This is a genomic window from Flavobacterium sp. YJ01 (genome assembly GCF_029320955.1).
In the GTDB taxonomy this organism is placed as follows: Bacteria; Bacteroidota; Bacteroidia; order Flavobacteriales; family Flavobacteriaceae; genus Flavobacterium.
This window is the reverse complement of sequence record NZ_CP119757.1, coordinates 3,196,808-3,223,097: the sequence shown is the minus strand read 5'-3', so window position 1 is coordinate 3,223,097 and position 26,290 is coordinate 3,196,808. Positions and strand designations below refer to the sequence as shown.

General features: G+C 33.1%; 20 protein-coding genes. 17 read left to right on the top strand and 3 right to left on the bottom strand.

The genetic code is table 11. The features are described 5' to 3' along the window. Positions 1-25 precede the first annotated feature (25 nt). The 4 genes from P0R33_RS14050 (at position 26) to P0R33_RS14035 (ending at position 4,568) form a co-directional block, all read left to right on the top strand. On the top strand, positions 26-1,060 hold the full coding sequence (locus P0R33_RS14050) for a VWA domain-containing protein (RefSeq protein ID WP_276171812.1): 1,035 nt from the start codon (positions 26-28) through the stop codon (positions 1,058-1,060). 38 nt (positions 1,061-1,098) lie between these two features. Beyond that, on the top strand, positions 1,099-1,866 hold the full coding sequence (locus P0R33_RS14045) for a tetratricopeptide repeat protein (protein ID WP_229354006.1): 768 nt from the start codon (positions 1,099-1,101) through the stop codon (positions 1,864-1,866). 108 nt (positions 1,867-1,974) lie between these two features. Further along, positions 1,975-3,720: a BatD family protein gene (locus tag P0R33_RS14040; RefSeq protein WP_276171811.1), complete on the top strand. Its 1,746-nt coding sequence runs from the start codon at positions 1,975-1,977 to the stop codon at positions 3,718-3,720. A 101-nt stretch (positions 3,721-3,821) separates the two neighbouring features. Further along, entirely contained in the window at positions 3,822-4,568 is a 747-nt protein-coding gene (locus P0R33_RS14035) for a tetratricopeptide repeat protein (protein ID WP_276171810.1), read from the top strand. A gap of 83 nt (positions 4,569-4,651) precedes the next feature. On the opposite strand, the gene P0R33_RS14030 is transcribed toward P0R33_RS14035, so the two are convergent. From P0R33_RS14030 to P0R33_RS14020, 3 genes are all read right to left on the bottom strand, one after another. Beyond that, a complete protein-coding gene (locus tag P0R33_RS14030; RefSeq protein ID WP_343593415.1) occupies positions 4,652-6,202 on the bottom strand; it encodes a VWA domain-containing protein in 1,551 nt (516 codons plus the stop codon). A 493-nt stretch (positions 6,203-6,695) separates the two neighbouring features. Further along, positions 6,696-7,268 carry a 5-formyltetrahydrofolate cyclo-ligase gene (locus P0R33_RS14025; protein ID WP_276171809.1) on the bottom strand — a complete coding sequence of 191 codons (573 nt, stop codon included), beginning with the start codon at positions 7,266-7,268 and terminating at the stop codon, positions 6,696-6,698. Continuing rightward, on the bottom strand, positions 7,255-8,232 hold the full coding sequence (locus P0R33_RS14020; protein ID WP_276171808.1) for a succinylglutamate desuccinylase/aspartoacylase family protein: 978 nt from the start codon (positions 8,230-8,232) through the stop codon (positions 7,255-7,257). The genes P0R33_RS14025 and P0R33_RS14020 overlap by 14 nt, the downstream gene beginning before the upstream one ends. Positions 8,233-8,366: 134 nt before the next feature. On the opposite strand from P0R33_RS14020, the gene uvrC reads away from it, so the two are divergent. The 13 genes from uvrC to P0R33_RS13955 all read left to right on the top strand — a co-directional run bounded on the left by uvrC (position 8,367) and on the right by P0R33_RS13955 (position 26,267). After that, positions 8,367-10,166 carry an excinuclease ABC subunit UvrC gene (gene uvrC / locus P0R33_RS14015; RefSeq protein ID WP_276171807.1) on the top strand — a complete coding sequence of 600 codons (1,800 nt, stop codon included), beginning with the start codon at positions 8,367-8,369 and terminating at the stop codon, positions 10,164-10,166. 6 nt (positions 10,167-10,172) lie between these two features. Further along, on the top strand, positions 10,173-10,709 hold the full coding sequence (locus P0R33_RS14010) for a hypothetical protein (RefSeq protein ID WP_276171806.1): 537 nt from the start codon (positions 10,173-10,175) through the stop codon (positions 10,707-10,709). 52 nt (positions 10,710-10,761) lie between these two features. Continuing rightward, a complete protein-coding gene (locus tag P0R33_RS14005) occupies positions 10,762-13,044 on the top strand; it encodes a patatin-like phospholipase family protein (RefSeq protein WP_276171805.1) in 2,283 nt (760 codons plus the stop codon). 315 nt (positions 13,045-13,359) lie between these two features. After that, complete coding sequence (locus P0R33_RS14000) at positions 13,360-14,517, top strand: homogentisate 1,2-dioxygenase (RefSeq protein WP_276171804.1); 1,158 nt, start codon at positions 13,360-13,362, stop codon at positions 14,515-14,517. Between the two features lie 211 nt (positions 14,518-14,728). Continuing rightward, positions 14,729-15,889, top strand: a complete 1,161-nt coding sequence (gene hppD / locus P0R33_RS13995) for a 4-hydroxyphenylpyruvate dioxygenase (RefSeq protein ID WP_276171803.1) — start codon at positions 14,729-14,731, stop codon at positions 15,887-15,889. Positions 15,890-16,188: 299 nt separating this feature from the next. After that, the gene (locus tag P0R33_RS13990; RefSeq protein WP_276171802.1) at positions 16,189-16,959 is read left to right on the top strand and encodes a DUF3108 domain-containing protein; all 771 of its coding nucleotides are present in this window, start codon (positions 16,189-16,191) and stop codon (positions 16,957-16,959) included. Next, on the top strand, positions 16,959-17,900 hold the full coding sequence (locus P0R33_RS13985; protein ID WP_276171801.1) for a tryptophan 2,3-dioxygenase family protein: 942 nt from the start codon (positions 16,959-16,961) through the stop codon (positions 17,898-17,900). Before P0R33_RS13990 ends, P0R33_RS13985 begins: the two co-directional genes overlap by 1 nt. 24 nt (positions 17,901-17,924) lie before the next feature. Next, positions 17,925-19,145: a peptidoglycan DD-metalloendopeptidase family protein gene (locus P0R33_RS13980; RefSeq protein ID WP_276171800.1), complete on the top strand. Its 1,221-nt coding sequence runs from the start codon at positions 17,925-17,927 to the stop codon at positions 19,143-19,145. A gap of 40 nt (positions 19,146-19,185) precedes the next feature. Continuing rightward, positions 19,186-19,806, top strand: coding sequence for a hypothetical protein (locus tag P0R33_RS13975; RefSeq protein ID WP_276171799.1), 621 nt, complete (start codon positions 19,186-19,188; stop codon positions 19,804-19,806). A gap of 98 nt (positions 19,807-19,904) precedes the next feature. After that, a complete protein-coding gene (locus P0R33_RS13970; protein ID WP_205334627.1) occupies positions 19,905-20,060 on the top strand; it encodes a hypothetical protein in 156 nt (51 codons plus the stop codon). A 3-nt stretch (positions 20,061-20,063) separates the two neighbouring features. After that, positions 20,064-20,600, top strand: a complete 537-nt coding sequence (locus P0R33_RS13965; RefSeq protein ID WP_276171798.1) for a hypothetical protein — start codon at positions 20,064-20,066, stop codon at positions 20,598-20,600. 423 nt (positions 20,601-21,023) lie between these two features. Beyond that, positions 21,024-22,667, top strand: a complete 1,644-nt coding sequence (gene pgi / locus P0R33_RS13960) for a glucose-6-phosphate isomerase (RefSeq protein WP_276171797.1) — start codon at positions 21,024-21,026, stop codon at positions 22,665-22,667. A 318-nt stretch (positions 22,668-22,985) separates the two neighbouring features. Next, a complete protein-coding gene (locus P0R33_RS13955) occupies positions 22,986-26,267 on the top strand; it encodes a TonB-dependent receptor (protein ID WP_276171796.1) in 3,282 nt (1,093 codons plus the stop codon). Positions 26,268-26,290 lie beyond the last annotated feature (23 nt).

Here is a 26,290-nt window from a genome sequence, read left to right as displayed (position 1 = left end):
TAAATTCAGAAATCTAAAATTAAAAATGGAATTAGACGAAAAAAAATATTTATATCTCTTATTACTAATCCCGATTGTGGTGTGTATTTTTCTTTTCAATATGTATTGGAAAAGAAGAACACAACGTGAATTTGGTGATTTGGAAATGGTGAAAAGATTGAGTCCTGAGAAATCGGTTTTTAAACCTGTTTTAAAAATTGTGGTGATTCTCTTGGCGCTTACTTGCTTGATTATCGGTTTGGTAAATCCGAAAATCGGAACCAAAATGGAAACCGTAAAACGAGAAGGTATAGATATTGTTTTTGCTGTCGACGTTTCGAAAAGTATGCTTGCTGAAGATGTTGTACCAAGCCGTTTGGATAAAAGTAAACAATTGGTTTCTCAAATCATCAATAACTTAGGAAGCGACAGAATTGGTATTGTAGCTTATGCTGGAAGCGCTTTTCCTGTTTTACCTATTACATCAGATTATAGCGTTGCTAAAATGTTTTTGCAAAGTATGAGTCCTGGAATGGTTTCTTCTCAAGGAACATCTTTGGATGAAGCGATTAAATTGTCTTCAACTTATTTTGATGAAAAAAGCAAAACCAGCAAATTATTAATCCTTATTTCCGACGGAGAAGACCATTCTGAAGGCGCGGCTGCTGCGGCAGAAGAAGCCAATAAATTAGGAATGAAAATCATCACAATTGGTGTTGGAACTGAAAAAGGAGGAACAATTCCGTTGAAAGAAAATGGCGTTGTCAGAGGATATCAAAAAGATCAAAACGGAGAAACGGTAATCACAAAATTAAATCAAGAAGGTTTAAAAACGATTGCAAAAGCGACTAAAGGCGGTTACGTTTACGGCGGAAGCACCAAAGAAGTTTTAGAATATGTAAAAAATGCTTTGAACAACATTCAAAAAACAGAATTTGAAGCTACGCAAATGGCAGAATTTCAATCGCAATTTCAATGGTTTATCGGGTTTGCTTTTTTACTGTTGTTTATTGATATTTTCTTATTAGAAAGAAAAACAAACTGGATCAAAGAGTTGGATTTATTTAACGAAAAGAAATAAATGCTCAGATGAAATTCAGAACAGAAAACAAAATTAGAATGAAAAATTTACTTCTTTATATTTTACTAACGGTTTCTTTTGCAGTTTCTGCACAAGAGAAAGACAAAACATTGCCTGCTGCGAATGAAGAATATAAACAGAATAAATTTGTTGATGCTGAGGCAAACTATAGAATTTCGGAATCTAAATTTCCAAAACGATCTGCGGCGCCATACAATTTAGGAAACACCATTTATAGACAAAATCAAATTTCTGAAGCTAAATTCGCTTACGCGAAAGCAATAAAAAATGCCAAAACAAGACCCGAAAAACATAAAGCTTTTCACAATCTTGGAAACGTTTTCATGAAAGAGAAAGATTATACGCAGGCGGTTGAAGCATACAAACAAGCTTTACGTAACGATCCGACAGATGAGGAAACGCGCTATAATTACGCTTACGCAAAACAAAAATTAAAAGAAAATCCTCCGAAAAACGATAACAAAGACAAGAATAAGGATAAAGACAAAGACAAGGATAAAAATAAAGATAAAAACAAGGACAACAATAAAGACAAAGATAAAGACAAGGATAAAAAAGACGACAAAGGCGATAAAGATAAGGACAAAAAAGATGGTAAAAACGATCCGAAGAAAGATGATAAGTCTGATAATAAAGGAGAGCCAAAACCACAGCCTGGCGGAATATCGAAAGAGCGCGTTCAGAACTTGTTAGATGCTGTTAATAATGAAGAGAAGAAAATTCAGGATAAAGTTAACGCACAAAAAGTAAAAGGAAGTCCTAAAAAATCTGAAAAAGACTGGTAAAATTTTGGTTAATCGTTTAACCGTTAATTTGTTTATTTGATCCAAACAAAACGATTAAACAAAATGACGATTAAACGATTAAACATTAAAAAACGATTAAAAACTTAAATGAAAAGATATTTAATTCTATTTCTAATCACATTTCAAGGACTTATAGCTCAAGTACAATTTGAAGCCAGAGTCAGCAAAAATACACTTGGAGTAAACGAAAGACTTCGTATAGATTTCATTATGAATGTTGACGGAGATAACTTCGAACAGCCTTCTTTTGACGGATTTAGAATGGTCGCTGGGCCAAGCCAACAAATCAGTCAGTCTTGGGTAAACGGACGAAGCTCTTTTCAAAAAATATATTCTTATATCTTACAACCTGAAAGGAAAGGAGTTGTAATGATTAAACAGGCCGCTATAGAATATAATGGTCAAGTTTACAAAACAAATCCGATAAAAGTTACGGTTACCAATGCCGTTGCACAAGAAAGAGATCCAAACGACAGACCTCCAGGATCTCCTAATGAATTATTGACTTTAGTTGCAGAAATTTCTAAAACAAATCCGTATCTAAACGAACCGATTACAGTAGTTTACAAACTATACTTTAATAATATTGGGGTAAACCGTTTTAAAGAGCTTGCGAAACCTAAATACAATGATTTCTGGAATCAGAATATCGAAATTAAACAATTACAGATTGAAGAAGGAAGTTATCAAGGTCAGAGATGTTATTCTGTAATCTTGAAAAAAACCGTTTTATATCCGCAAAAGTCCGGAAGATTGACAATTGATCCTCTTTCGTTAGATATTGAAATAGAAATGGCTTCCAATCGTCGTGATATGTTTGGTCAAATGATTACGACACAAGGTAACAAAGTGGTTTCTGCTGGAGCAAAAACAATCAATGTAAAACCGCTTCCTGAAACTGGAAAACCAGAAGGTTTTACTGGAGCTGTTGGAAAATTGAATTTTACAGTTACTCCATCAAAAACTACACTTAAAAACGGTGAAGGACTTGACTTAATTGTGAGCGCGCAAGGAACTGGAAACATGAAGTTATTTACGCTTCCAAAACCAGTTGTTCCAAATGCATTAGAAATGTATGATCCTGTCCATGATGAAAGTGTAACCACTTCTTTGGCTGGAATGTCTGGAAGAATTACAGATAAATACACAATTGTTCCGCAATACAGGGGAAAATATGCGATTAAACCAATGCAGTTTTCTTATTTCGATTTAAGTACAGGTTCATACAAAACCATTACTTCAAAAGAAATTATGATTGACGTTTTAGATGGACCAACGCCTGCAGAAGCAAATACAGGATCGGCATCTAAAAATGCAGTTGCTCAAACAGATCATTTCAAAAACATTAAATCTAAAACAGTTTTAATTCCAATTACTAAAAAAGAGTTTTACGGTTCTAATTTGTATTTAGGATTATTATTTGCTCCGTTCATCATTATTCCGCTTATTATTTTAGCTAAGAAAAGAAAAGAAGCCATTGACAGTGATGTTACTGGAAATAGAATTAGAATGAACAATAAACTGGCGAAGAAATATTTATCGCAAGCGAAGAAACATCTTAACAACAAAGAGCCTTTCTATATTGCATTAGAAAAAGCGATGCATAATTTCTTAAAAGCCAAACTGCATATTGAAACTTCAGAAATGAGTAAAGACAATATCAGAGAATTATTATTGTCAAGAAATGCAAATGCAGAGACGGTTCAAGACTTTATAACTTTGACTGAAAACTGCGAATTTGCACGTTATGCACCAGCATCAAGCGCTTCGATTCAGCAAGATTATGACAAAGCCGTTTTGATTATTTCTGCATTAGAAAAACAAATTGTTTAATTTTTTTAACGCAATCCCGATAGCTATCTGGAGCTAAGAAATAATGATCTAGCTTTCGCTGAATTTTAAGTTCACAAAGTGAAAATTTATACATCATAAAAATGAAAAATATACTCTATCTCTTTTTATTAATCTCGCAGGTTTTCTTTGCGCAAGGACGCTTTGCATCGGCAAATGCGCTTTACCAAAAAGGGCAATATAAAGAAGCCGTTCAGGTTTACGAAAACATAGTGAAAGAAGATAAATTACATTCTGCCGAACTGTATTTTAATCTTGGTAATTGCTATTATAAATTAAATCAAGTAGCGCCTTCGATTTATAATTATGAAAAAGCTTTAGTGCTAAAACCAAACGATCCTGAGACTTTAAACAATTTAAAGTTTGCCAAAAAATTGACTATTGATGAAATTAAAGAAGTTCCAAAAGTTGGTTTTGCAAAACTGATTCAGAACTTTACTTCTATTTTTGACTATAACGAATGGGCAAAAATTGCAGTTGCTATCGGTTTTATCTTTTTACTGAGTTTTATTGGCTATTATTTTTCAAAAGCTACACTTGCCAAAAGAATTTACTTTGTCGCAATGTTTATTTTTTTAGTTGCTTTTGCTTTAAGCATATCTGCTGCTGTTTCTGAAAAACGTCATTTTGATAACGATCGTGTAGCCATTGTTTTTTCTGAAATGAGTCAAGTTCGGGCAAAACCAGAAAAATCTGCAAATGGCATTATTTTATTGCATGAAGGGGCAAAAGTATATGTTTTAGAAAGTGTTGCCGGTTGGAGAAAAGTAGAATTAACAGACGGAACTCAAGGCTGGATTGATTCTTTGACAATTAAAGAAGTGAAGTAAAAGTTCAAAATATTTAAATAAAGAAATCCCAAACTCCAAAACTTAAATTGGAATTTGGGATTTTCATTTTTTGGAATTTAAGATTAATTCACTGCATCAACTAATCTTATAAATTCAGATCGATAACCTTCTTCATCATTAGATAATCCTGATTTTGCCAAATTTTTAATATCAGAACTTGAGCTGTTTGCAATATATTTTGAATCACGCAATTTCAGTCCGAACCACGAAACAGCAGTTGTAAATTTGAAATCTGGCGAGCTGTTTTTCAGCTCTGTTTTCTTATCTGCAATAACATTTATTATTTCATTGCTTTTATTGCCATCAGGTTTTTTATATCTAAATTTCACTGTTGCCAATTCATCACTGTAATTTCCTTCGCTTTTCTTCGTTTTGGTATATTTCAAATCAGATGGAATATAATCACTTTCTACACCTGTCGGAATAACTTCATACAAAGCTGTAACCGAATGTCCGCTGCCCAATTCTCCTGCATCAATTTTATCATTTTTAAAATCTTCTGCATTTAATTTTCGGTTTTCATATCCAATCAATCGATACGCCTTAACATGTTTCGGATTAAATTCGATTTGAATTTTTACATCTTTCGCGATAGCAAACATTGAGCCTTTAAATTCTTTTCCAAGAAAACGATTTGCTTCTTGAATATTATCAATATAAGCGTAATTTCCGTTTCCTTTATCAGCTAGAATTTCCATTTTACTGTCTTTGTAATTTCCCATTCCAAATCCTAAAACGGTTAAGAAAACACCAGACTCTCTTTTTTGTTCAATTAATTTCAACATATCATCGTCGCTTGAAGCACCAACATTAAAATCACCATCAGTAGCTATCACTACTCTATTATTTCCTCCTTTGATAAAATTCTGCTGTGCTAATTTGTACGCTAATTCGATTCCTTCTCCTCCTGCCGTACTTCCGCCTGCATGCAAATCATCAAAAGCATCCATAATTTCATCTTTATTTTCTCCAGAAGTTGGCTCTAAAACTACACCAGCCGAACCTGCATAAACCACAATCGAAACTCGGTCTGTACTGCGAAGTTCTTTTACCAAAATTTTCATTGATTCTTTTAATAATGGTAATTTATTTGGTTCATCCATTGAACCCGAAACATCCACCAAAAAAACCAAATTAGTAGCCGGCAAATTTTCCATTGGAACGTCCTTTCCCTGCAAACCAATTTTTAACAATCGGCTGTTTTTATTCCACGGACAATCGCTATATTCTGTATTTATAGAAAATGGATGCGGACCATCTGGCTGCGGATATTTGTATTTAAAAAAGTTGATCATTTCTTCAACACGAACGGCATCTTTAGGAACTTTTTGCCCTTCGTTTATAAATCGGCGAATATTGGTATACGATGCATTATCGACATCAATAGAAAAAGTAGAAAGTGGCGCTTTAAGCGGAGATTCAAATGGGTTTTCTTCTAATCCTGCGTAGCTTTCTGAATTAGTATCAGGAATGTAATTTTCTTCTTCAACCAAATCGGTTGTTGTTACTGCGATTTCTGTCGAATCAGCAGCTTCGTCTGGTGCATACGCTTTCTTACAGCTGAAAATAGTAAGTACGAGGAATGCCATCATAAAGAAATTCAGATTTCTCATAAAGTAAATTTTTAAATATTAATAAATAGGTTATTAGCTTCAAATAAGGACTAGCATTCCGGATGTACTAGAAGCGATTATTTGCAATTTTCGAGTATGCAAAATCGTGCCAAAAACTTTACAAATATTTTTCTTACGAGAAAATAAAATTAGAACCCTTGATTTTAAAGGCATTTGATGCGGAAGATTTTTTTTTAAATGTTAAGATTTTTTTGCCTCTCCCGATAGCTATCGGGATAAAATGATTAAATGGATTAATCTTTTTGAATCCTTTAATCTGTGGCATTAATTTTTTATGCATTTAAATTGTAGAGACGCACTGCAGTGCGTCTACGTACAGCATATCGACAAAGATTGTGTTAGACGCACTGCAGTGCGTCTCTACAGAATATTGGAATGTAAAAATTAAATGTGTTTTTTGCCACAGATTAAAAGAATTAAATGGATTATTTTTTTGAAATCATTATAATCCTTTTAATCTGTGGCATTAATTTTATTCAAACTGATAAATTTTCTCCGGCGTAACGCAAAAATCTAATTTAATATCCGATTCAAAAACATCATCAATCTGATTTACAGCTTCAAAAAATGAAAGTCCGATTTTGATGGTTTCAGGTTTACATTCGGCAAGGAATTTATCGTAAAAACCTTTTCCATATCCAATTCGGTTTCCGAAAACATCAAAACCCAAAAGCGGTACAAAAACTACTTCAACTTTAGAAGAAGGAACTTCAATTCCGTCAACAGGTTCTGGAATATTATATTCATTTTTTTTGATTTTAGTATTATCTGTAAGAAGAAAATGAGTCATTTTTCTGGTGTCAAAATCACTTTTAGAAATTAAGATTTCTTTGTCTTTTCCTGAAAGCAAATGCAAAATAAATTCGGTATTAACTTCTTTTTGTTCTTCTATTGGAAGAAAAACATGATAATAAATTTTATCCCAAATTGGCATTTGGATTAATTGATTGGCGATCGCCAGACTTTTTTCTTCTATTTCATCAAAAGAAAGTGCTTTACGGAATTTTTTATATTCTATTCGAAGTTCTTTTTTATTCGTCGGCATTGTCGGGCGTTTTAGATAAATGATAAATAGCGTCGCCTTCATAAACAATTGGCGAATGGTTGGCATTAATTACATAGCCATCATGAGGCGCTTTGACTTTCTGTTCAAATTTCCCAAACGGATCTGTAATAATCGCTAAGATAGTGCCTTTGGTTACATATTTTCCAACCAAATTAAAATCATGCAGCAAACCCGAACACTTTGCACGAAGCCAAACCGATTGTTTTATATAAATAGAAGACGTCAAAGCTGGCTCAGCAATCTGTTTTGGATCGAGCATATCTAAATAACGAAGCAGACGTTTAGTTCCTAAAACACCTTGATTTGCTATTTCGTTATTAATGTCTAAAGATTTTCCGCCTTCAAAAAGAAGCATTTTTACATTCGCATTTTCAGAAGTTTTTCTGAATGAACCATTTATATTTTTAGAATAAAGTGTAAAAGGCGCATTAAAAATATCTGCCAAAACTTTTAATTCAGGGTTATTTTCGGTAATTCTAATTTGAGGCGCATTAAAACGACTCGCTCCACCTGCATGAAAATCGACAGCATAATCTAAAATTGGCAGAATTTCTTCAACAATATGATACGCAAATCGGCTGGCAAGCGAACCTTTTTTACTTCCTGGAAAAACGCGATTTAAATCGCGTCCGTCCGGAAACTCACGAGATTTATTGACAAAACCATACATATTGATGACAGGAATGCAGATTATGGTTCCGCGAGAAGGCCTATTTATTTTCTTGCTGATAATCTGACGAACAATTTCAACACCGTTTATTTCGTCGCCATGAATTCCGGCAGAAAATAAAATTGTCGGACCGTCATGCTTGGAACGGCGCACGATTACAGGAATATTCAACTTGGTTGTAGTATGCAGTCGAGCAATTTCGACGTTTATGGTTCTGTGTTCTCCCGGCAAAATCGATTCGCCAAAAATAACCAATGGAGTACTATTTTTCATGTAGAATTATAAAATCTAAATATAGAAATTATTCTTTTGATTTCGTAAATTTGAAACTAATTCAATGTTAAGCTTCATTTAGAAATCGGAATGGTTTTTGAAAAGCTTTACAAACATCTTCAGAAACAAAAAGAATGCAAAAACCGGCTTTAGATCTTCAAATTTTAACCTTGCCAGACAATCCAGGTGTTTATCAATATTACGATAAAGATGGAAAAATCTTGTACGTTGGAAAAGCAAAAAATCTAAAAAAAAGGGTTTCATCTTATTTTAATAAAATTCACGATACCGCTAAAACAAACGTTTTGGTCAAAAAAATCGTGACTATAAAACATATCGTTGTTCCCACAGAAACCGATGCGCTTTTATTAGAAAATAATTTAATTAAAACGCTTCAGCCAAGATATAATGTGCTGTTGCGCGATGACAAAAGTTATCCGTGGATCTGCATTAAAAAAGAACCTTTTTCGAGAATATTTTTAACTAGAAGAATGGTTAAAGATGGTTCTGAATATTTTGGACCTTATACCAATTTCAAAATGGTGCACACTATTTTGGATTTAATTAAAGAATTGTATCCGCTTCGAACTTGCAATTATGATTTAAGCGAATCGAATATCAATTCTGGAAAATTTAAAGTGTGTTTAGAATATCACATTGGAAATTGTAAAGGTCCGTGCGAAGGTTTAGAACCTTTGGAAGAATATCAAAGACAAGTCAATGCGATTCGTGAAATCTTGAAAGGAAATTTTAAAGAAAGTTTAAAAGATTTCAAGAAATTGATGAATACTTACGCGCAAAATTTACAATTTGAAGAAGCGCAAAAAATCAAAGAAAAGATTGAAGTTTTAGAAAATTACCAATCCAGATCAACCATCATCAATCCAAAAATCACCAACATTGACGTTTTCTCAATTGTTTCTGACGAAAGTGCCGCTTATGTCAACTTTTTGCAGATTTCTCATGGTTCGATTATTCGTTCGCATACTTTAGAAATAAAGAAAAAACTCGATGAAAGCGACGAAGAATTATTAGAATTAGCGATTGTAGAATTGCGTGAGCGTTTTCAATTGTTATCAAAAGAAATCATTGTTCCGTTTGAATTGGATTTAGGCGAAAATATTAAAGTAACTGTTCCGCAGCTTGGAGACAAAAAGCAGATTCTGGACTTATCGATTCGAAATGCCAAATTCTATCGCATTGAACAATTGAAACAATTGCAAATCGTAGATCCAGATCGTCATGTAAATCGAATTATGGCGCAAATGCAAAAAGATTTACGTCTTCCTGTTGAGCCTCGACATATAGAATGTTTTGATAACTCGAATATTCAGGGAACAAATCCGGTTGCGGCTTGTGTTGTTTTTAAAGACGGGAAACCAAGCAAAAAAGATTATCGCCATTTTAATGTGAAAACCGTTGAAGGCCCAGATGATTTTGCTTCGATGACTGAAATTGTAGGCCGACGCTATAAAAGATTGTTGGAAGAAAACGAACCTTTACCTCAATTAATTATCATTGACGGTGGAAAAGGACAGCTTTCTGCCGCATTAAAAAGTATTGACGAATTAGGCTTACGCGGAAAAGTGGCCATTATCGGAATTGCAAAACGTCTCGAAGAACTTTTTTATCCTGGAGATTCGATTCCGTTATATTTAGATAAAAAATCTGAGACTTTAAAAGTAATTCAGCAATTGCGAAACGAAGCGCATAGATTCGGAATCACTTTTCATAGAGATAAAAGAAGCAAATCGGCTCTTAATTCTTCGGTAGAAAGCATTCCTGGAATTGGCGAAAAAACAATGTTGGCTTTAATCCAACATTTTAAAAGTGTTAAAAGATTAAAACTGGCTACAGAAAAAGAAATTTCAGACGTTGTAGGTGTTTCGAGAGCCAAGAAAATTGTTGCATTTTATCATCCAAAAGAAAACTAATTCGTTTTGAAAAAAAGCCTTTTACATATTATTATCTGTTTATTTTTTTCTATTTCATATAGTCAAAACGATATTTCTTTTGTACAAAAAGACAAAAGCAAAATCGAGATTAGTTATAAAAATAAAATTGGAACGAGCGAAGAAGAGTACGAACAAGCGGTCAAAATAAAAAATATTCAAACAGGAAAAACTCAAATTATAAACAACATAGAAGTTTCGATAACTGGAAAACCATCCCATTTAGAAATAAACGATTATAATTTTGATGGTTACACCGATTTTTCCAGTTTTCATACCGATGACGGAATGGGAGTTTACACGATTTATCAGATTTTTATCTTTAATCCGAAAACTAAAAATTTTGAAAGTTTAGAATTTCCATCGAATTTTAATCCAAAATGTGATATGTTTTGCGACGTGAAAATCGATAAAATAAAAAAGACACTTACCTCAAGCTGTCGCGGCGGCGCTAAGACTCATAACGACATTTGGAAGTACGATCAAAATAAAAAATTAATACTTTTAAAAACAACATCATATTAGGAATAAACCCGAAAAAATTGCCGACTTTTACAAAACTAACTTGCAGATTTTTATGCGCCAAAATCTATTTTCAATTTTAAATATCAAATCAAAAGGGTTCTCTCCAAATACACTTTGGAAAGAAATTTCTATGATATTTGTATTGCTGATGCTTTTTTCGCAAAACTCTTTTTCGCAAGAAACAAAAAAAGACAGCATTAAAAGGCCAAAAATTGGTTTGGTTTTGAGTGGCGGCGGCGCGAAGGGTTTTGCACATATTGGTGTTCTGAAAGTTTTGGAAGAAGCTGGAATCAAAATTGATTATATTGGAGGAACAAGCATGGGATCTGTCATTGGCGGACTTTACGCATCTGGTTACAATGCCTCTCAAATTGATTCTATTTTTAAGAAAACCAATTTCGACGAATTAATAAACGATTATATACCAAGATCTTCTAAGAATTTTTACGGTAAAAAGAATGACGAATTGTATGCGATAGTTTTGCCTTTTAGCAATTTTAGAGTCGGTATCCCTGAAGCGCTTTCAAAAGGAATGTACAATTATAATTTATTGAGCAGTTTAACCAGAAATGTTCGTCACATTCGTGATTTCAACAAACTGCCAACTCCTTTTTTATGTATCGGAACTAATATTGAAACTGGAGAAGAAGTTTTATTGAATAAAGGAAATCTCGTTCAGGCTATGATGGCAAGTGCGGCTTTTCCTTCCTTATTTACTCCAGTAGAAATTGACGGGAATTTATTGGTCGACGGCGGAGTTGTAAACAATTATCCTATTGAAGAAGTACGAAAACTTGGAGCCGATATTATTATTGGAGTTGACGTTCAGGACGATTTAATGAAGAGAAAAAACCTGAAAAATGCTACTCGAATTTTGGTTCAGATTACCAATCTTCAGTCGATTGATAAAATGAAAAACAAAATAAAAAACACCGATGTCTACATTAAACCAGACATTCGTGACTTTGGTGTAATTTCATTTGATCGAGGTGAAGAAATTATTCGAAAAGGTGAAGAAGCTGCTTTTGCTGTTTATGAAAAAATTAAAGCATTAGCCGACGAAACTACTTTTTATAAAAAACCAAAATTAAAAGTTGCGTCAGACACGATTCAAATTCAAAAAATCAATACCGATAAACTAGATAATTATACCAAAGAATATATTCGCGGTAAACTTCGTTTTAAACCCGGAAGCACTATTACATATAATGGTCTTAAAACTGGAATTAACAATTTGAATGCCACACAAAACTTTAGCACTATTTCGTATTGTCTGCAGCCAGATGGCGAAAAAGATGATTTGGATTTGGTTTTAAAAGAAAATCCAACACAGACTTTTTTAAAGCTCGGACTTCATTACGACGGACTTTATAAAAGTGGTATTTTATTGAATTTGACTCATAAAAAAACATTCTTAAAAAACGATGTCACTTCGCTGGATATAATTTTAGGAGATAATTTCAGATATGATTTCAATTATTATGTCGAAAATGGTTTTAATATCAGTTTTGGTTTTCGTTCGAGGTTGAATCAATTTAATAGAAATGTAACCACGAGTTTAAGTAATTTGGTAACGCAAAATCCAAATGTCAACTTAATTAATGTTGATTTTATGGATGTGAATAATCAAGCTTATTTTCAGACTATTTTTGTTCAGAAATTTTTAATGGGCGGCGGTTTAGAATATAAATATTTAAAAATAAATTCGCCAACACTTGCCAATGAAGATAATATAATAGACAAAAGCAATTATTTTAGCGCTTTTGCCTATCTAAAATACGATTCGTTTGATGATAAATATTATCCAAGTTCAGGTTTGTATTTTTCTACAGATTTGCAAACCTATCTAGCATCTTCAGATTACACTAAAACTTTTAAACCTTTTTCTATTGCAAAAGCCGAAGTGTCTTTTGTGAATACTTTATTTAATAGAGCAACTTTTAAGATTGATGCCGATGCAGGATTTACTTTCGGAAACTCAAGTGTTCCTTTCTTTGATTTTATTTTGGGCGGTTACGGTTACAGCAAAATAAATAACTTCAATTATTTTTATGGCTATGATTTCTTGAGCATTGCAGGAAATAGCTACATCAAAACAGGAATTACGTTGGATTACGAAATTTTAAGAAAAAACCACATTAATCTTTCTGCCAATTTTGCCAATCTTGGAAACAATATTTTTTCTGATGTTGACTGGATTTCAATGCCAAAATATACCGGTTATGCTGTAGGTTATGGATTAGAAACCATTATTGGTCCAATCGAAATTAAGCAATCTTGGTCTCCAGAAATGTCTAGAAGCTTTACTTGGTTTAGCATTGGCTTCTTGTTTTAGTATTATATTAGTGAATAGTTCAATAAAATCGTATTATTTTTTTGCTTCGTGAAAATTATATCAAAAAACATTAAATTATTTTAGTTATAATTAATATAATTTTTATTTTTACTTCGAAAAAATTACGACATTTGTTATAATGAAAACAAAATGGACAGGTTTATTAGAGTATCTTCAATTCCTCATCAAGAGAAATCCTGAGTAAGCTTTCGAATTGAGATAATTAGGTCATTCAAAAAAAGAATGATCAGATTGTCTGTTCAAACAATTCAATTTTCGAATTATCTAATTTACAAATTATCTAATTGAAAAGCCATGCCATTATATCACAAACTCGGAGATTTTCCGCAAAAGCGACACACCCAATTTGAAAAACCAAACGGAGGTTTTTACTACGAACAATTGTTTGGAACAGAAGGTTTTCACGGACATTCTTCACTTTCATATCATGTTCACAGACCAACGCAGGTTAAAGAAATTTTAAACTCTTATTCGGTTGAACCAAAAATTGCAATCGGAAAAAACATAAAATCATTACTTTTTAAAGGTTTTGAATTAAAACCAGAAAACGACTTTTTGGATAGTAGAAAAGCAATGTTGGTCAATAAAGACTGTATTATTGGTTTGGCTGCGCCAAAAGAATCCCTTCGAAATTATTTCTACAAAAATGCCGATGCCGATGAAATGCTTTTCATCCATAAAGGAAAAGGAAAATTGAGAACCATGCTTGGGAATATTCCATTTGAGTATGGCGATTATTTGATTATTCCGCGCGGTATTATTTACCAAATAGAATTTGAAACGGAAGAAAACCGACTATTTTATGTAGAATCTTATTCTCCATTTTACACTCCAAAACGATATAAAAACCAATCAGGTCAGCATTTAGAACATTCTCCATTTTGCGAGCGTGATTTTATTTTGCCAAGCGAATTGGAAACTCACGACGAAAAAGGTGATTTTTTAATTAAAATCAAAAAAGAAGGCATGATTCACGAAGTGGTTTATGCAACACATCCATTTGATGTTGTGGGTTGGGACGGATATAATTTCCCATACGGATTTTCGATTCACAATTTTGAACCTATAACGGGGCGTGTTCACCAACCGCCTCCGGTACACCAAACTTTTGAAACGGCTACTTTTGTCGTTTGTTCTTTCTGCCCAAGACTTTACGATTATCATCCGAAAGCAATTCCGGCGCCATACAATCACAGTAATATAGATTCTGACGAAGTTCTATATTATGTAGATGGCGATTTTATGAGTCGTAATAATATCGAGCAAGGTCATATTACTTTACATCCAAAAGGAATTCCGCATGGACCAGCGCCAGGCGCAATGGAACGTAGCATTGGTCACAAAGAAACTCAGGAATTAGCCGTAATGGTTGATACTTTCCGTCCGCTTATGGTTACGGAAGAGGCTATGGGATTGGATGATGGAAAATATTACAAATCTTGGACGGAATAACTAAACTTATTTAAACGCAAAGTTCGCAAAGGATTTTTCGCAAAGTTTGCAAAGATTTTAATGAAGTTTTACTTCAATGAGTTCGCAAAGCTTTGCGTCCTTAGCGATTTTACAAAATCATTCTCAAAAAACTCTTTGCGCCCTTTGCGTTAAAACAAAATTAAACACAACATTCGGTTTTTCTAAATAACCGACAAAACAAATAAACATCATGTCAAAAGAAGTAAAATCAGTAGAATACGGATTAGAGAAAATATTTGAAGGAGCACAAGATTTCCTTCCACTATTAGGAACAGATTATGTAGAATTTTATGTAGGGAATGCAAAACAATCTGCACATTATTACAAAACTGCTTTCGGGTATCAGTCATTGGCTTATGCTGGATTGGAAACTGGAGTAAAAGACAAAGCGTCTTATGTTTTAAAGCAAGATAAAATCAGAATTGTTTTGACAACGCCTTTAACAGCAGATTCTCCAATAAACGAACACTTGAAAAAACACGGTGACGGAGTAAAAGTGGCAGCGCTTTGGGTTGAAGATGCTACAAAATCTTACGAAGAAACTATGAAACGTGGCGCGCGTTCTTTTATGGAACCAACTGTTGAAGAAGATGAATTTGGACAAGTTGTTCGTTCTGGAATTTATACTTACGGAGAAACCGTTCATATTTTTGTAGAAAGAAAAAACTATAACGGAGTTTTCTTGCCTGGATATAAAGAATGGAAATCAGATTACAACCCAGAACCAACGGGATTAAAATATATCGATCACATGGTTGGAAATGTGGGTTGGAACGAAATGAATACTTGGGTAAAATTCTATGAAGAAGTTATGGGATTTGTAAATTTCCTTTCTTTTGATGACAAGCAAATTACTACAGAATATTCTGCTTTAATGAGTAAAGTAATGTCTAACGGAAATGGAAGAATTAAATTCCCAATTAACGAACCAGCCGAAGGAAAGAAAAAATCGCAAATTGAAGAATATTTAGATTTTTATGGCGGACCTGGAATTCAGCATATCGCTATTGCAACTGATGATATTATTAAAACTGTATCACAATTAAGAGCTCGCGGTGTTGAATTTTTATCTGCTCCTCCTCATACTTATTATGAAGCAATTCCAGAAAGATTGGGTGTTCATATGGATATGATGAAAGAAGACATTAATGAAATTGAAAAACTAGCCATCATGGTAGATGCCGACGAAGACGGTTACCTTTTACAGATTTTTACTAAGCCAGTTCAAGACAGGCCGACGCTTTTCTTCGAAATTATCCAAAGAATGGGTGCAAAAGGATTCGGTGCAGGTAACTTTAAAGCTCTTTTTGAGTCAATTGAAAGAGAGCAAGAATTGAGAGGAACACTATAAAATGTTAATTTCCATGCACAAAACAGCATAATTCTCTAAAAAACGATGCTTTTTTTGCAAATGATATGTTAAACTTGACTTTGGCTATTTGTTTTTTGAACTTTCTATCTATCTTTGCACTCGCAAATAAGGAAGGGGTGGTTTCCTTCCGAATTGATATAAATTTCATAATTTATAGTTTTTTGGTTAGTTAATAGCATAAAAACTCAGTCATCTTTTGACTGAGTTTTTTTGTTTTGGTACATTTGGAATAGAATTTGCATTTATTTACCTTTATAATGAAATGTAAAAATTGTACTATGAAAAAGTATTTCCTCATCATATTAGCACTAACAACACTAGCGTTCGACACTCAAAAAGAGGACGCTTTTGATACTGGAGAATATTTCAAATTTAGAATTCATTACGGAATTGTAAATGCAGGTTACGCCACTCTCGAAGTAAAAGATGCTACAATTAACAATAAAAAGGTATATCACTCTGTTGGAAAAGGTTACACCACCGGAATGTCAAAATTTTTCTTCAAAGTAGAAGATTTGTACGAAAGTTATTTTGACAAAGAAACAGGAAAACCATATCGTTATGTCCGAAAAATTGACGAAGGTGGTTACACTAAAAACCAAGAGGGGTTTTTCAATCAAGGAGAAAATAGAGTTTTAGTAAAAGATTATAAAAGAAAATCAGAAAAAACAATTGTTGTCACAGAAGAAGTGCAAGATATTGTTTCGGCATTTTACTATTTAAGAAATCATCCAAATATTGACAAATTAAAATCTGGCGAAGCCATCACAATTGACATGTTTTTTGATGATGAAATCACAAAATTTAAGTTAAAATATGTAGGTCGTCAAGATATTACAACTAAATTTGGAACCGTTTCTACAATGGTCTTCAAACCATTGGTGCAAACAGGAAGAGTATTTAAAGAAAAAGAAAGTTTAACACTCTGGATAACAGACGATGTAAACAAAGTTCCGATAAGAATAAAAGCAGATTTGGCTGTAGGATCTCTTAAAGCCGATCTCGATGAATATAAAGGATTAAAAAGTCCACTAAAAGCAAAAAAATAATGAACCCTACAGATAATTCTGAAGCAATCTTAAAAGAAATTGATCTAAAATTTCAAGCCATAAATCAAAAAACTGATGTTCAATTAGAAGGATTGCTTTGGGCTAAACCAATCACATATTGGGATTATATTCAGACTGATGCACTTTTAAATTTACAAATTCAACGTACCACACTTCCTGACGAAATGGTTTTTATCATGTATCATCAGGTAAACGAATTAATTTTCAAAATGATTTTGTGGGAAATTGATCAAATCGCAGAGAAAGAAAACATTCAGGTAGATTTTTTTAGTGAAAGATTATCAAGAATTACTCGATATTTTGACATGCTTACCAATTCGTTCAGCATTATGGAAAATGGCATGGAAGTAGATCAATATATGAAATTTAGAAATACACTTACTCCGGCAAGCGGTTTTCAAAGTGCACAATATAGAATGATTGAATTTGCTTCTACAGATGTAATTAATTTAACAGACAGAAGATACAAAGCAAACTTTGATGAAAATACCGATTTGGAAACCAGTTTTGAACATTTGTATTGGCAAGCTGCTGGAAAAGATTATCACACAGGCGAAAAATCATATTTGCTTCAAGAATTTGAGAACAAATACAAAGTTCAATTTCTGAGACAAATGTCTACTTTTAAGACAAAAAACATCTGGCAGAAATTTTCTCAACTTCCAGAAAAAGATCAGCAAAATCCAGAATTAATTGCGGCAATGCGTCATTACGATAAAACGGTGAATATCACTTGGGTTATGCAGCATCTTAATACTGCAAGAAAGTATATTTTAGAAAGCGGAAAAGGTAACGGCGAAGCAACTGGCGGAAGCGACTGGCAAAAATATATGCATCCAAAATACCAAAGACGCATCTTTTTTCCTAAATTGTGGACCGAAGAAGAATTGTCCAATTGGGGAAATGAAACCGCAGAATAATTTCACCACAAAAAAACAAAAAGTTTGAAAAAAGCAGTCGTAATTTTAATTGTCTTGTTTTCTATTTTTTCATGTAAAAAAGCTGAAGAAAAAGTAGAAACAAAAATTACTAAACCAGCAACCAAAAAAATAGAATTCGGTTTTAATTACGCAGATTTCAATGTTGTTAACGATACAATTTCAAAAGGAGATTCTTTTGGCTCAATCGTTCAAAGTCAAAATATTGGAGACAAAAAAGTTTTTGACATTGTAGAGCAAGTAAAAGATTCTTTTAATGTAAGAAGTATTCGTTACGGCAAACCTTTCACCTTACTTCGTTCAAAAAACAAAACCAATAATTTACAGGTTTTCATTTACCAGCCCGACGCTTTAAGTTATTATGTTATTGATTTAAGAGACAGCATTGCAAAAGCTTACAAAAAAGTAAAACCCGTTACTTTAAAAAGAAAAATTATTGGAGGCGTTTTAAAAACTTCATTATCTGAAACTTTAGGAGGCGAAGATGTTGAAACGGCTTTGGCAAGCAGAATTACAAAAGTATTTTCTTGGTCTATTGACTTCTTCAAACTTAAAAAAGGAGATCGTTACGGATTAATTTTCACAGAACGTTTCATCAACGGAAAAACGTATGATGGCGTTGAAGATCTTGAAGCAGCATTTTTTGAATATAAAGGTAAAATCATTTATGCTTTTCCTTTCGAAAGAGATACGACTTCAGGAAAAATCGAATATTATGATGATGAAGGAAAAACACTTAAAAATTTCTTTCTGAAAACCCCAATCAAATTCAGCAGAATCACTTCTAGATTCACAATGAATAGATTTCACCCAGTTCAACACACTTGGAAAGCACACAAAGGAACCGATTATGCGGCTCCAACTGGAACTCCAATTTCTACTACAGCTTCAGGAGTTGTAGAAACGACAGGATACACCGCTGGAAACGGAAACTTTGTAAAAGTAAAACACAACGGAACCTACTCTACTCAATATTTACATATGTCCAAAATACTGGTTCGCCGCGGACAGCGCGTAACGCAAGGACAGACAATTGGTTTGGTTGGAAGTACCGGTTTAGCTTCTGGACCTCACGTTTGTTACCGTTTCTGGAAAAATGGCGTACAAGTTGATGCCCTTCGATTGAATCTTCCAACGGGAGAGTCTTTGACTGGAAATGACAGAACTCGTTTTATGAAACAGATTGAACCGTTGAAAAGAGAATTGGATAGCATTGGGAATTTGTAAATAATTCACTTTTAAAATTTTAGATTTTAAATCGAAAACCATGAAGAATACGCGTCTTAAAACCATGTATAATGAAACTTTTTCTGGTTTAAAATTGTTTTACAGAGACACCAATCTTTCAGAGAATTTAATTTCAAATTATAAAATTGGACAGATCATTCAGGAAAAGGGTTTTACCGATATGAGTTCGATTGGCGGCGGACTTTCTGGAAATTTCAGGTATTTAATTGCAAGTGCTCACGCCAAAGATTTGTCAAAGTTTAATCCTGATTCAGCAAAAATTGGGCATTTTCTATTAGATTCTATTTCATATTTTAAGGTCTTGGACATTCAGAAAATTGGTGATAAAACACAGGTTTTTCTTTTAAATATTCCAGACAATTCGATTTCACTTTTCAAAAATTCAACTTCAAATTTAGAGGAAGAAATTATAGAAAAAGCACAAAAACGCTTTCGCGAAAAAATCGATTCACCTTTAATTTCAGAATTACAAACCGAAAACTGGAAAGAGAGAACAAAATCTCCGCTTGGAATGAGTGATACTGGCGAATTATTTTTTGATGATTCGAAAATCAAAACAGAATCCTCAAAAAGAATTGATGTCGATATTACAAAGAAAGTTATTGAAATCAACAAAAAGCCTTGGTGGAAAATTTGGTAAAGAAAATTTCATCTTTTTATAAAAAAGTTAAAATTTGAAATTCAGTCAAAAAATACTTACATTTGCAACATAATTATTACTTTATTAAAATCTAAAAAATGGCAACAACAATTAAAATTACTCCAGTAGTAAAAGGTAAGGAATCTGAAAGATTCAATGCTGCCATTTCCACAAGTAAAACAAATAAGATTTCTGAAGAAAAAAAAGCTAGAATATTTTCTTTAGTAAGCAAAGTAATGTCGAAAAAGGCATGATGAATGGATTTATCTGATTTTGTTTTTTCAGCTTTAAATAATGATGACGTTTTAGAAAATTTTGATTGTGAAGACGACGAAATAAATGAATTTTTACTTGAAGATTCTAAAAATTTTCAAAACGAAAAAATCACAAATACTTACTTATTTAAGCAAAATAGTAGTGTTGCAGCTTTCTTCTCTATTTCAAATGATTGCTTAAATGATCTAGGTTACGAAAATTCTATTTGGAACAAACTTCATCGAAAAATAAAATTGCCAAACGAAAAAAGAATTAGACAATATCCTGCTGTAAAAATTGCAAGATTAGGAATTGATAAAAATTATAAAGGCAAAGGATTATCTCATCAACTTCTTGATTTTATAAAAGGATGGACATTTATTGAACACAAACCTGCATGTCGATTACTTATACTAGATGCGTACAACAAACCTGTACAACTTTCTACTTATCAAAAAAATGATTTTATCTTTTTATTAGATTCAGATAAAGAAGAAAAACATAGATTTATGTATTTTGATTTAATGAGGCTGGAATAAATTCCCTAATTCACTCTAATGATCAATTTCAAAAATAGCAAAAAAATATGATCTTATTATCTTGCGGACCAATACTACAACCTCTAATTGGTATGCTCTGTTCAGGGGCAATTTGCATTATTCTTTTTTTCTATTCCATAAAAAGAGTAAAACAAACCGATTTCTATCAGGAAATATATTCAGAATCTTCACCACTTAGTAAATTTGGCTATATCATTGCTTTTCTAATTGCCAGCTTATGTTTATTATACCTAATATTTATAATTCTAGCACTTTTTATTGCTGATATCGTTTTTAGTTTCATAAAATAAAATTCATAAAACGTTTTCGTAACTAATTGTTATATAATCGTGAACCGTTCTCCTTTTAAAAGTTATTTCAGTATTTTTGTGTTTCAAAGAACAAACTCAATTATAGATAAAAATGGCTTTAAACACAACAAACCCAACCGGGACTGAAGCGTGGAAAAATCTCCAAAACCACTATAACGCAATTCACGAAACCACCATACAAGAATTGTTTCAACAAGATAGTGCCCGCGCCGAAAAATTTAATTTGCAATGGAACGATTTCCTTGTAGATTATTCTAAAAATAATATTAGTCAGGAAACTATTTCGCTTTTATTAGAATTGGCAAATTCAATCGGATTAAAAGATGCAATTGCTGATTATTTTGGAGGGGAATTAATAAATAAAACAGAGAATCGTGCAGTTCTTCACACGGCTTTACGTGCTCCAGAATCGGCAGTTATTAAAGTGGATGGAGAAAATGTAATTCCAGAAGTTTACGAAGTAAAAAATAAAATCAAACAATTTACCGAAGAAATCATTTCTGGACAAAGAAAAGGTTACACAGGAAAAGCTTTTACCGATGTTGTAAATATCGGAATTGGTGGTTCTGACCTTGGTCCAGTTATGGCGGTTGAAGCTTTACAGTTTTACAAAAATCATTTAAATCTTCATTTCGTTTCAAATGTTGATGGCGATCACGTAAACGAAATCATTAAAAAATTAAATCCTGAAACTACTTTATTTGTAATTGTTTCTAAAACTTTTACAACTCAAGAAACGCTTTCAAATTCTGAAACTATTAAAGAATGGTTCTTGAAATCGGCTACTCAAGAAGATATTGCAAAACACTTTGCAGCGGTTTCTACAAACATTAAAAATGTAACAGAATTCGGAATTAATCCAGACAACGTTTTTCCGATGTGGGATTGGGTTGGAGGAAGATTTTCTCTTTGGAGCGCCGTTGGTTTAAGTATAGCTTTGGCAATTGGTTTTGAAAACTACAACCAATTATTAGTTGGAGCAAACGAAATGGATGAGCATTTTAAATCAACAGAACTAGATCAAAACATTCCAGTAATTTTAGCTTTATTAAGCGTTTGGTACAATAATTTTTATGGTGCAGAAAGTGAAGCTTTGATTCCGTACACACAATATTTATCAAAATTAGCTCCGTATTTGCAGCAAGCAACTATGGAAAGTAACGGAAAAAGTGTTGGACGCGATGGAAAACCTGTTAATTACCAAACTGGAACTATTATTTGGGGAGAACCAGGAACAAATTCGCAACATGCTTTCTTCCAATTAATTCACCAAGGAACAAAAAGAATTCCAACAGATTTTATTGGATTTGTAAAACCACTTTACGGAAACGAAGATCATCATGACAAATTGATGTCGAACTTTTTTGCTCAAACAGAAGCTTTAATGAACGGAAAAACTCCAGCGCAAGTTCAAGCAGAATTTGATAAACAAGGACTTTCTGCAGAAAAAGCCTCTTATTTATTGCCTTTTAAAGTTTTTACAGGAAACAAACCAACGAATACAATATTAATTCAAAAACTGACTCCAAAAAGTTTGGGTTCGTTAATTGCTTTATACGAACACAAAATTTTCACTCAAGGAATTATCTGGAATATCTTCAGTTTTGATCAATGGGGAGTTGAATTAGGAAAACAATTGGCTAATTCTATCTTAGATGAGATTAATTCTAAAACTGTTAAATCACATGACAGTTCGACTTCATTTTTGCTAAATCACTTTTTGAAAAATAAGTAAAAAGTAAAATTTAAAAATTTCATAACACTTTGGAACGTCTTAATTTAACCTAAATTAAGACGTTTTTTTCATAAAATACCGACAAAAGCGTGAAAAATATCGGCAATTTGCACGTTTAAGCTTACAACATAATTCAAATAATTACATAATTAACAAAAAAGCTTTGCATAAATTCAAAAAAACAACGTTTTTTTTATCTAAAAAAGAAAAATTCATTTTAATGCGCAACACAAAAGACAAAACTTATTTTTCTTAACATTTCGATAACATTATCTGAGTTAATTGTTATAATTTTGCCAAAAACAAATAACAAAACAGATGAAAAAATTGTCAAAGTTTCTCTTACTGCTTTTAGCGTTTATTTATGCAGGAGATATTTATGCGCAAGGTAATACAACTTCTTCTATCAATGGAGTTGTAAATGATTCGCAAAACAAGTCCCTTCCAGGAGCAACGATTCTTGCAGTTCATGAGGCTTCAGGTAGCCGTTACTCAACCACAACGGATTTTGATGGTCACTTTAGAATCTCTAACATGCGTGTTGGTGGTCCTTACAAAATTGAAGTAACCTTCATTGGTTTCACAACCTACACAGAATCAGGAGTTTATTTACAACTTGGTGATTCAAAAAATTTAAAAGTTGTTTTAAAAGACGAAACAAGCCAACTTAGCGAAGTTGTAGTTGTTGCTAAAAAAGATCCAACTTTTAACTCTAAAAAGACTGGAGCTCAAACAATTATTGATCACGACAAGATCAACGAATTGCCATCTTTATCAAGAAATATTGCTGACTTTGCAAGACTTACACCACAAGCACAATTACGTGGAGATGATGTAATCTCAATCGGCGGACAAAATAACAGATTCAACGCAATTTACATTGATGGAGCTGTAAACAATGACGTTTTCGGATTAGCTGCAAACGGAACAAACGGTGGACAAACAGGAGTTTCTCCAATTTCATTAGATGCGATTGAGCAATTTCAAGTGAGTGTTTCTCCTTACGACGTAAAATTATCAGGATTCGCTGGAGGAGCAATTAGTGCTATTACACGTTCTGGAACAAATAACTTTGATGGTTCTGCTTATTTCTTATACAGAGATCAATCTTTAGCTGGAAAAACTCCACAAAGATCAAGCAGTACTGCTGAAAGAAAAAAATTAGCTGACTTTACAGCTCAAACTTACGGTGTAAGAGCTGGAGGAGCAATTGTAAAAGATAAATTATTTTACTTCATCAATTACGAAAGACAAGACAACCAGACACCAGCTCCATTTGATATCAACAACTATACTGGAAACATTGGTGTAAATGGTTCAACTCCTTACAGTGGGGCACTTGCTCAACAAAGAATTGATGCATTAACTAACTACTTAGGAACTACTTACAACTATAACCCAGGTGGTTTTACTAACAACACAAGTAGTTTAGTATCTGACAAATTAATTGCAAAAGTTGACTGGAACATTAACGACAATCACAAGATTTCGGTTAAAAACAGTTATGTTAAAGCAGTAAACTTCTCTCCATACCGTTCAACTGCAACGGCAATTAACTTTACTAATGGAGCTCAAGAATTTACTTCTGTTACAAACTCTTCTTCACTTGAATGGAATGCTAGAATTAGCAATAAATTCTCAAACAACTTAGTAGTTGGTTATACTTCAGTAAATGACGATAGAGATCCTTCTGGAAACCCGTTCCCTACTGTAGAAATTAGAGATGGTTCTGGTACAATTTACTTTGGAGCAGAAACGAACTCAACTGCAAACTTATTGAACCAAAGAGTTCTTACAGTTACAGATAACTTTGAGATCAATACTGGTAGACACAATATTCTTATTGGTACTCACAACGAATTTTCTTACGCTAAAAACGTATTTATTTCAAGAAACTTCGGTTACTACCAATACAACAACTTAAATGACTTCATGAACAATGCTAAACCAATCAGATTCCGTTTAGGATACTCATTGTTTGGTGGTTCAGGAGATGATTCTCAAGGAGCTGCAGAATTCAACATGAACCAATATGGTTTATATGTTCAAGATAACATTAGAGTTACTGACAACTTTAGAGTTTCTGTAGGTGTACGTGCTGATATGCCAGTTTGGGAAGACGGAAACGTGAATGCTGATTTCAACAACAGAACTATTCCATTATTACAAGCTGCTGGAAAAGATTTAAAAGGAGCTAAAGTTGGACAAGCTATCGATAATACTGTTCATTTCTCTCCAAGAGTTGGATTCAACTATGATGTAAATGGAGATAAAGAAACTCAAGTACGTGGAGGTATTGGTGTATTTACATCAAGAGTACCTTTAGTATGGCCAGGTGGAGCTTACAACAACAATGGTGTTTCTCAAAATGCTATCGACATCAGAACTACTGCTGCTGCTCCATTCTTCAACCCAAATACTAATGTTGATAGCCAACTTTACAGTAATGGTGTTGCTTTAGGACCACTTCCAGGAAGCGGACAGACAGGTGGAAACATCGATTTATTTGCTAAAGATTTCAAATTACCACAAGTATTAAAAGCAAGTCTTGCTTTTGACCGTAAATTACCAGGTGGATTAGTATTAACTGCTGAGGCAATCTATAATGATAACCTTAATGCAATTCAATACCAAAACTTAAACGTAGCTGGTCCTCAATCTTACACTACAGGTGCTGATGTTAGACCAAGATACAATGGTGTACTTGTAGACAGCAAATACCAAGGTATCTACTTAGCTTCTAACAAGAAAGCTGGTAGCGCTTGGAACACGAATTTAACTTTGACTAAATACTTCACATCTGACTTTATTGATGCAAACATTTCTGCAACTTACTCTTACGGAGAATCTAATGTTTGGATGGATGCTACAAGTTCTCAAAACAGTTCACAATGGGCTTACATGGAAACAGTTAACGGTTCTAACGTAATTCCTGGTGTAACTAGATCAGATTTTGAACAAGGTTCTAGAGTTATGGCTAACTCTTCTATCAAATTCAAATGGAACAAAAACATGAAAACTACTCTTGGTTTATACTACGAAGGTGCTCAAGGAACTCCATTTAGCTATGTATACAATGACAACGGTAGAATCTTAGGTGATACATTCCAAAACTCTGCTTTAGCTTATATCCCAGCTAACAGAAGTGAAATTAACTTAGTAACTGTAACTGGTAACACTTTAACTCCAGATCAACAATGGGAAGCTCTTGACAAATTTATCTCAGGAAACAAATACTTAAACAGTAGAAGAGGTAAATATGCAGAACGTAACGGTGATCGTTTAGATTGGAGCCATGTTATTGACTTAAAATTAGCTCAAGAATTTAAAATTAATGTAGGTAACAAAAGCCATAAATTAGAGTTTACAGCTGATGTTTTCAACTTTACAAACATGCTAAACAAAAACTGGGGAAGAAGATACTTTGCTTCAAACGACCAAGCATTATTACTTCAACAAGTTGGTTTCTTAGCAAACGGAACTACTCCAACATTCAACTTCAACCCGAATGTTGCTAACAGTATTAACCAAATTGATGACGTAGGTTTACAATCAGCAAGATGGCAAATGCAAGTTGGAGCTAGATACTCTTTCAACTAATAAAGAAACATCCTAAATAACAA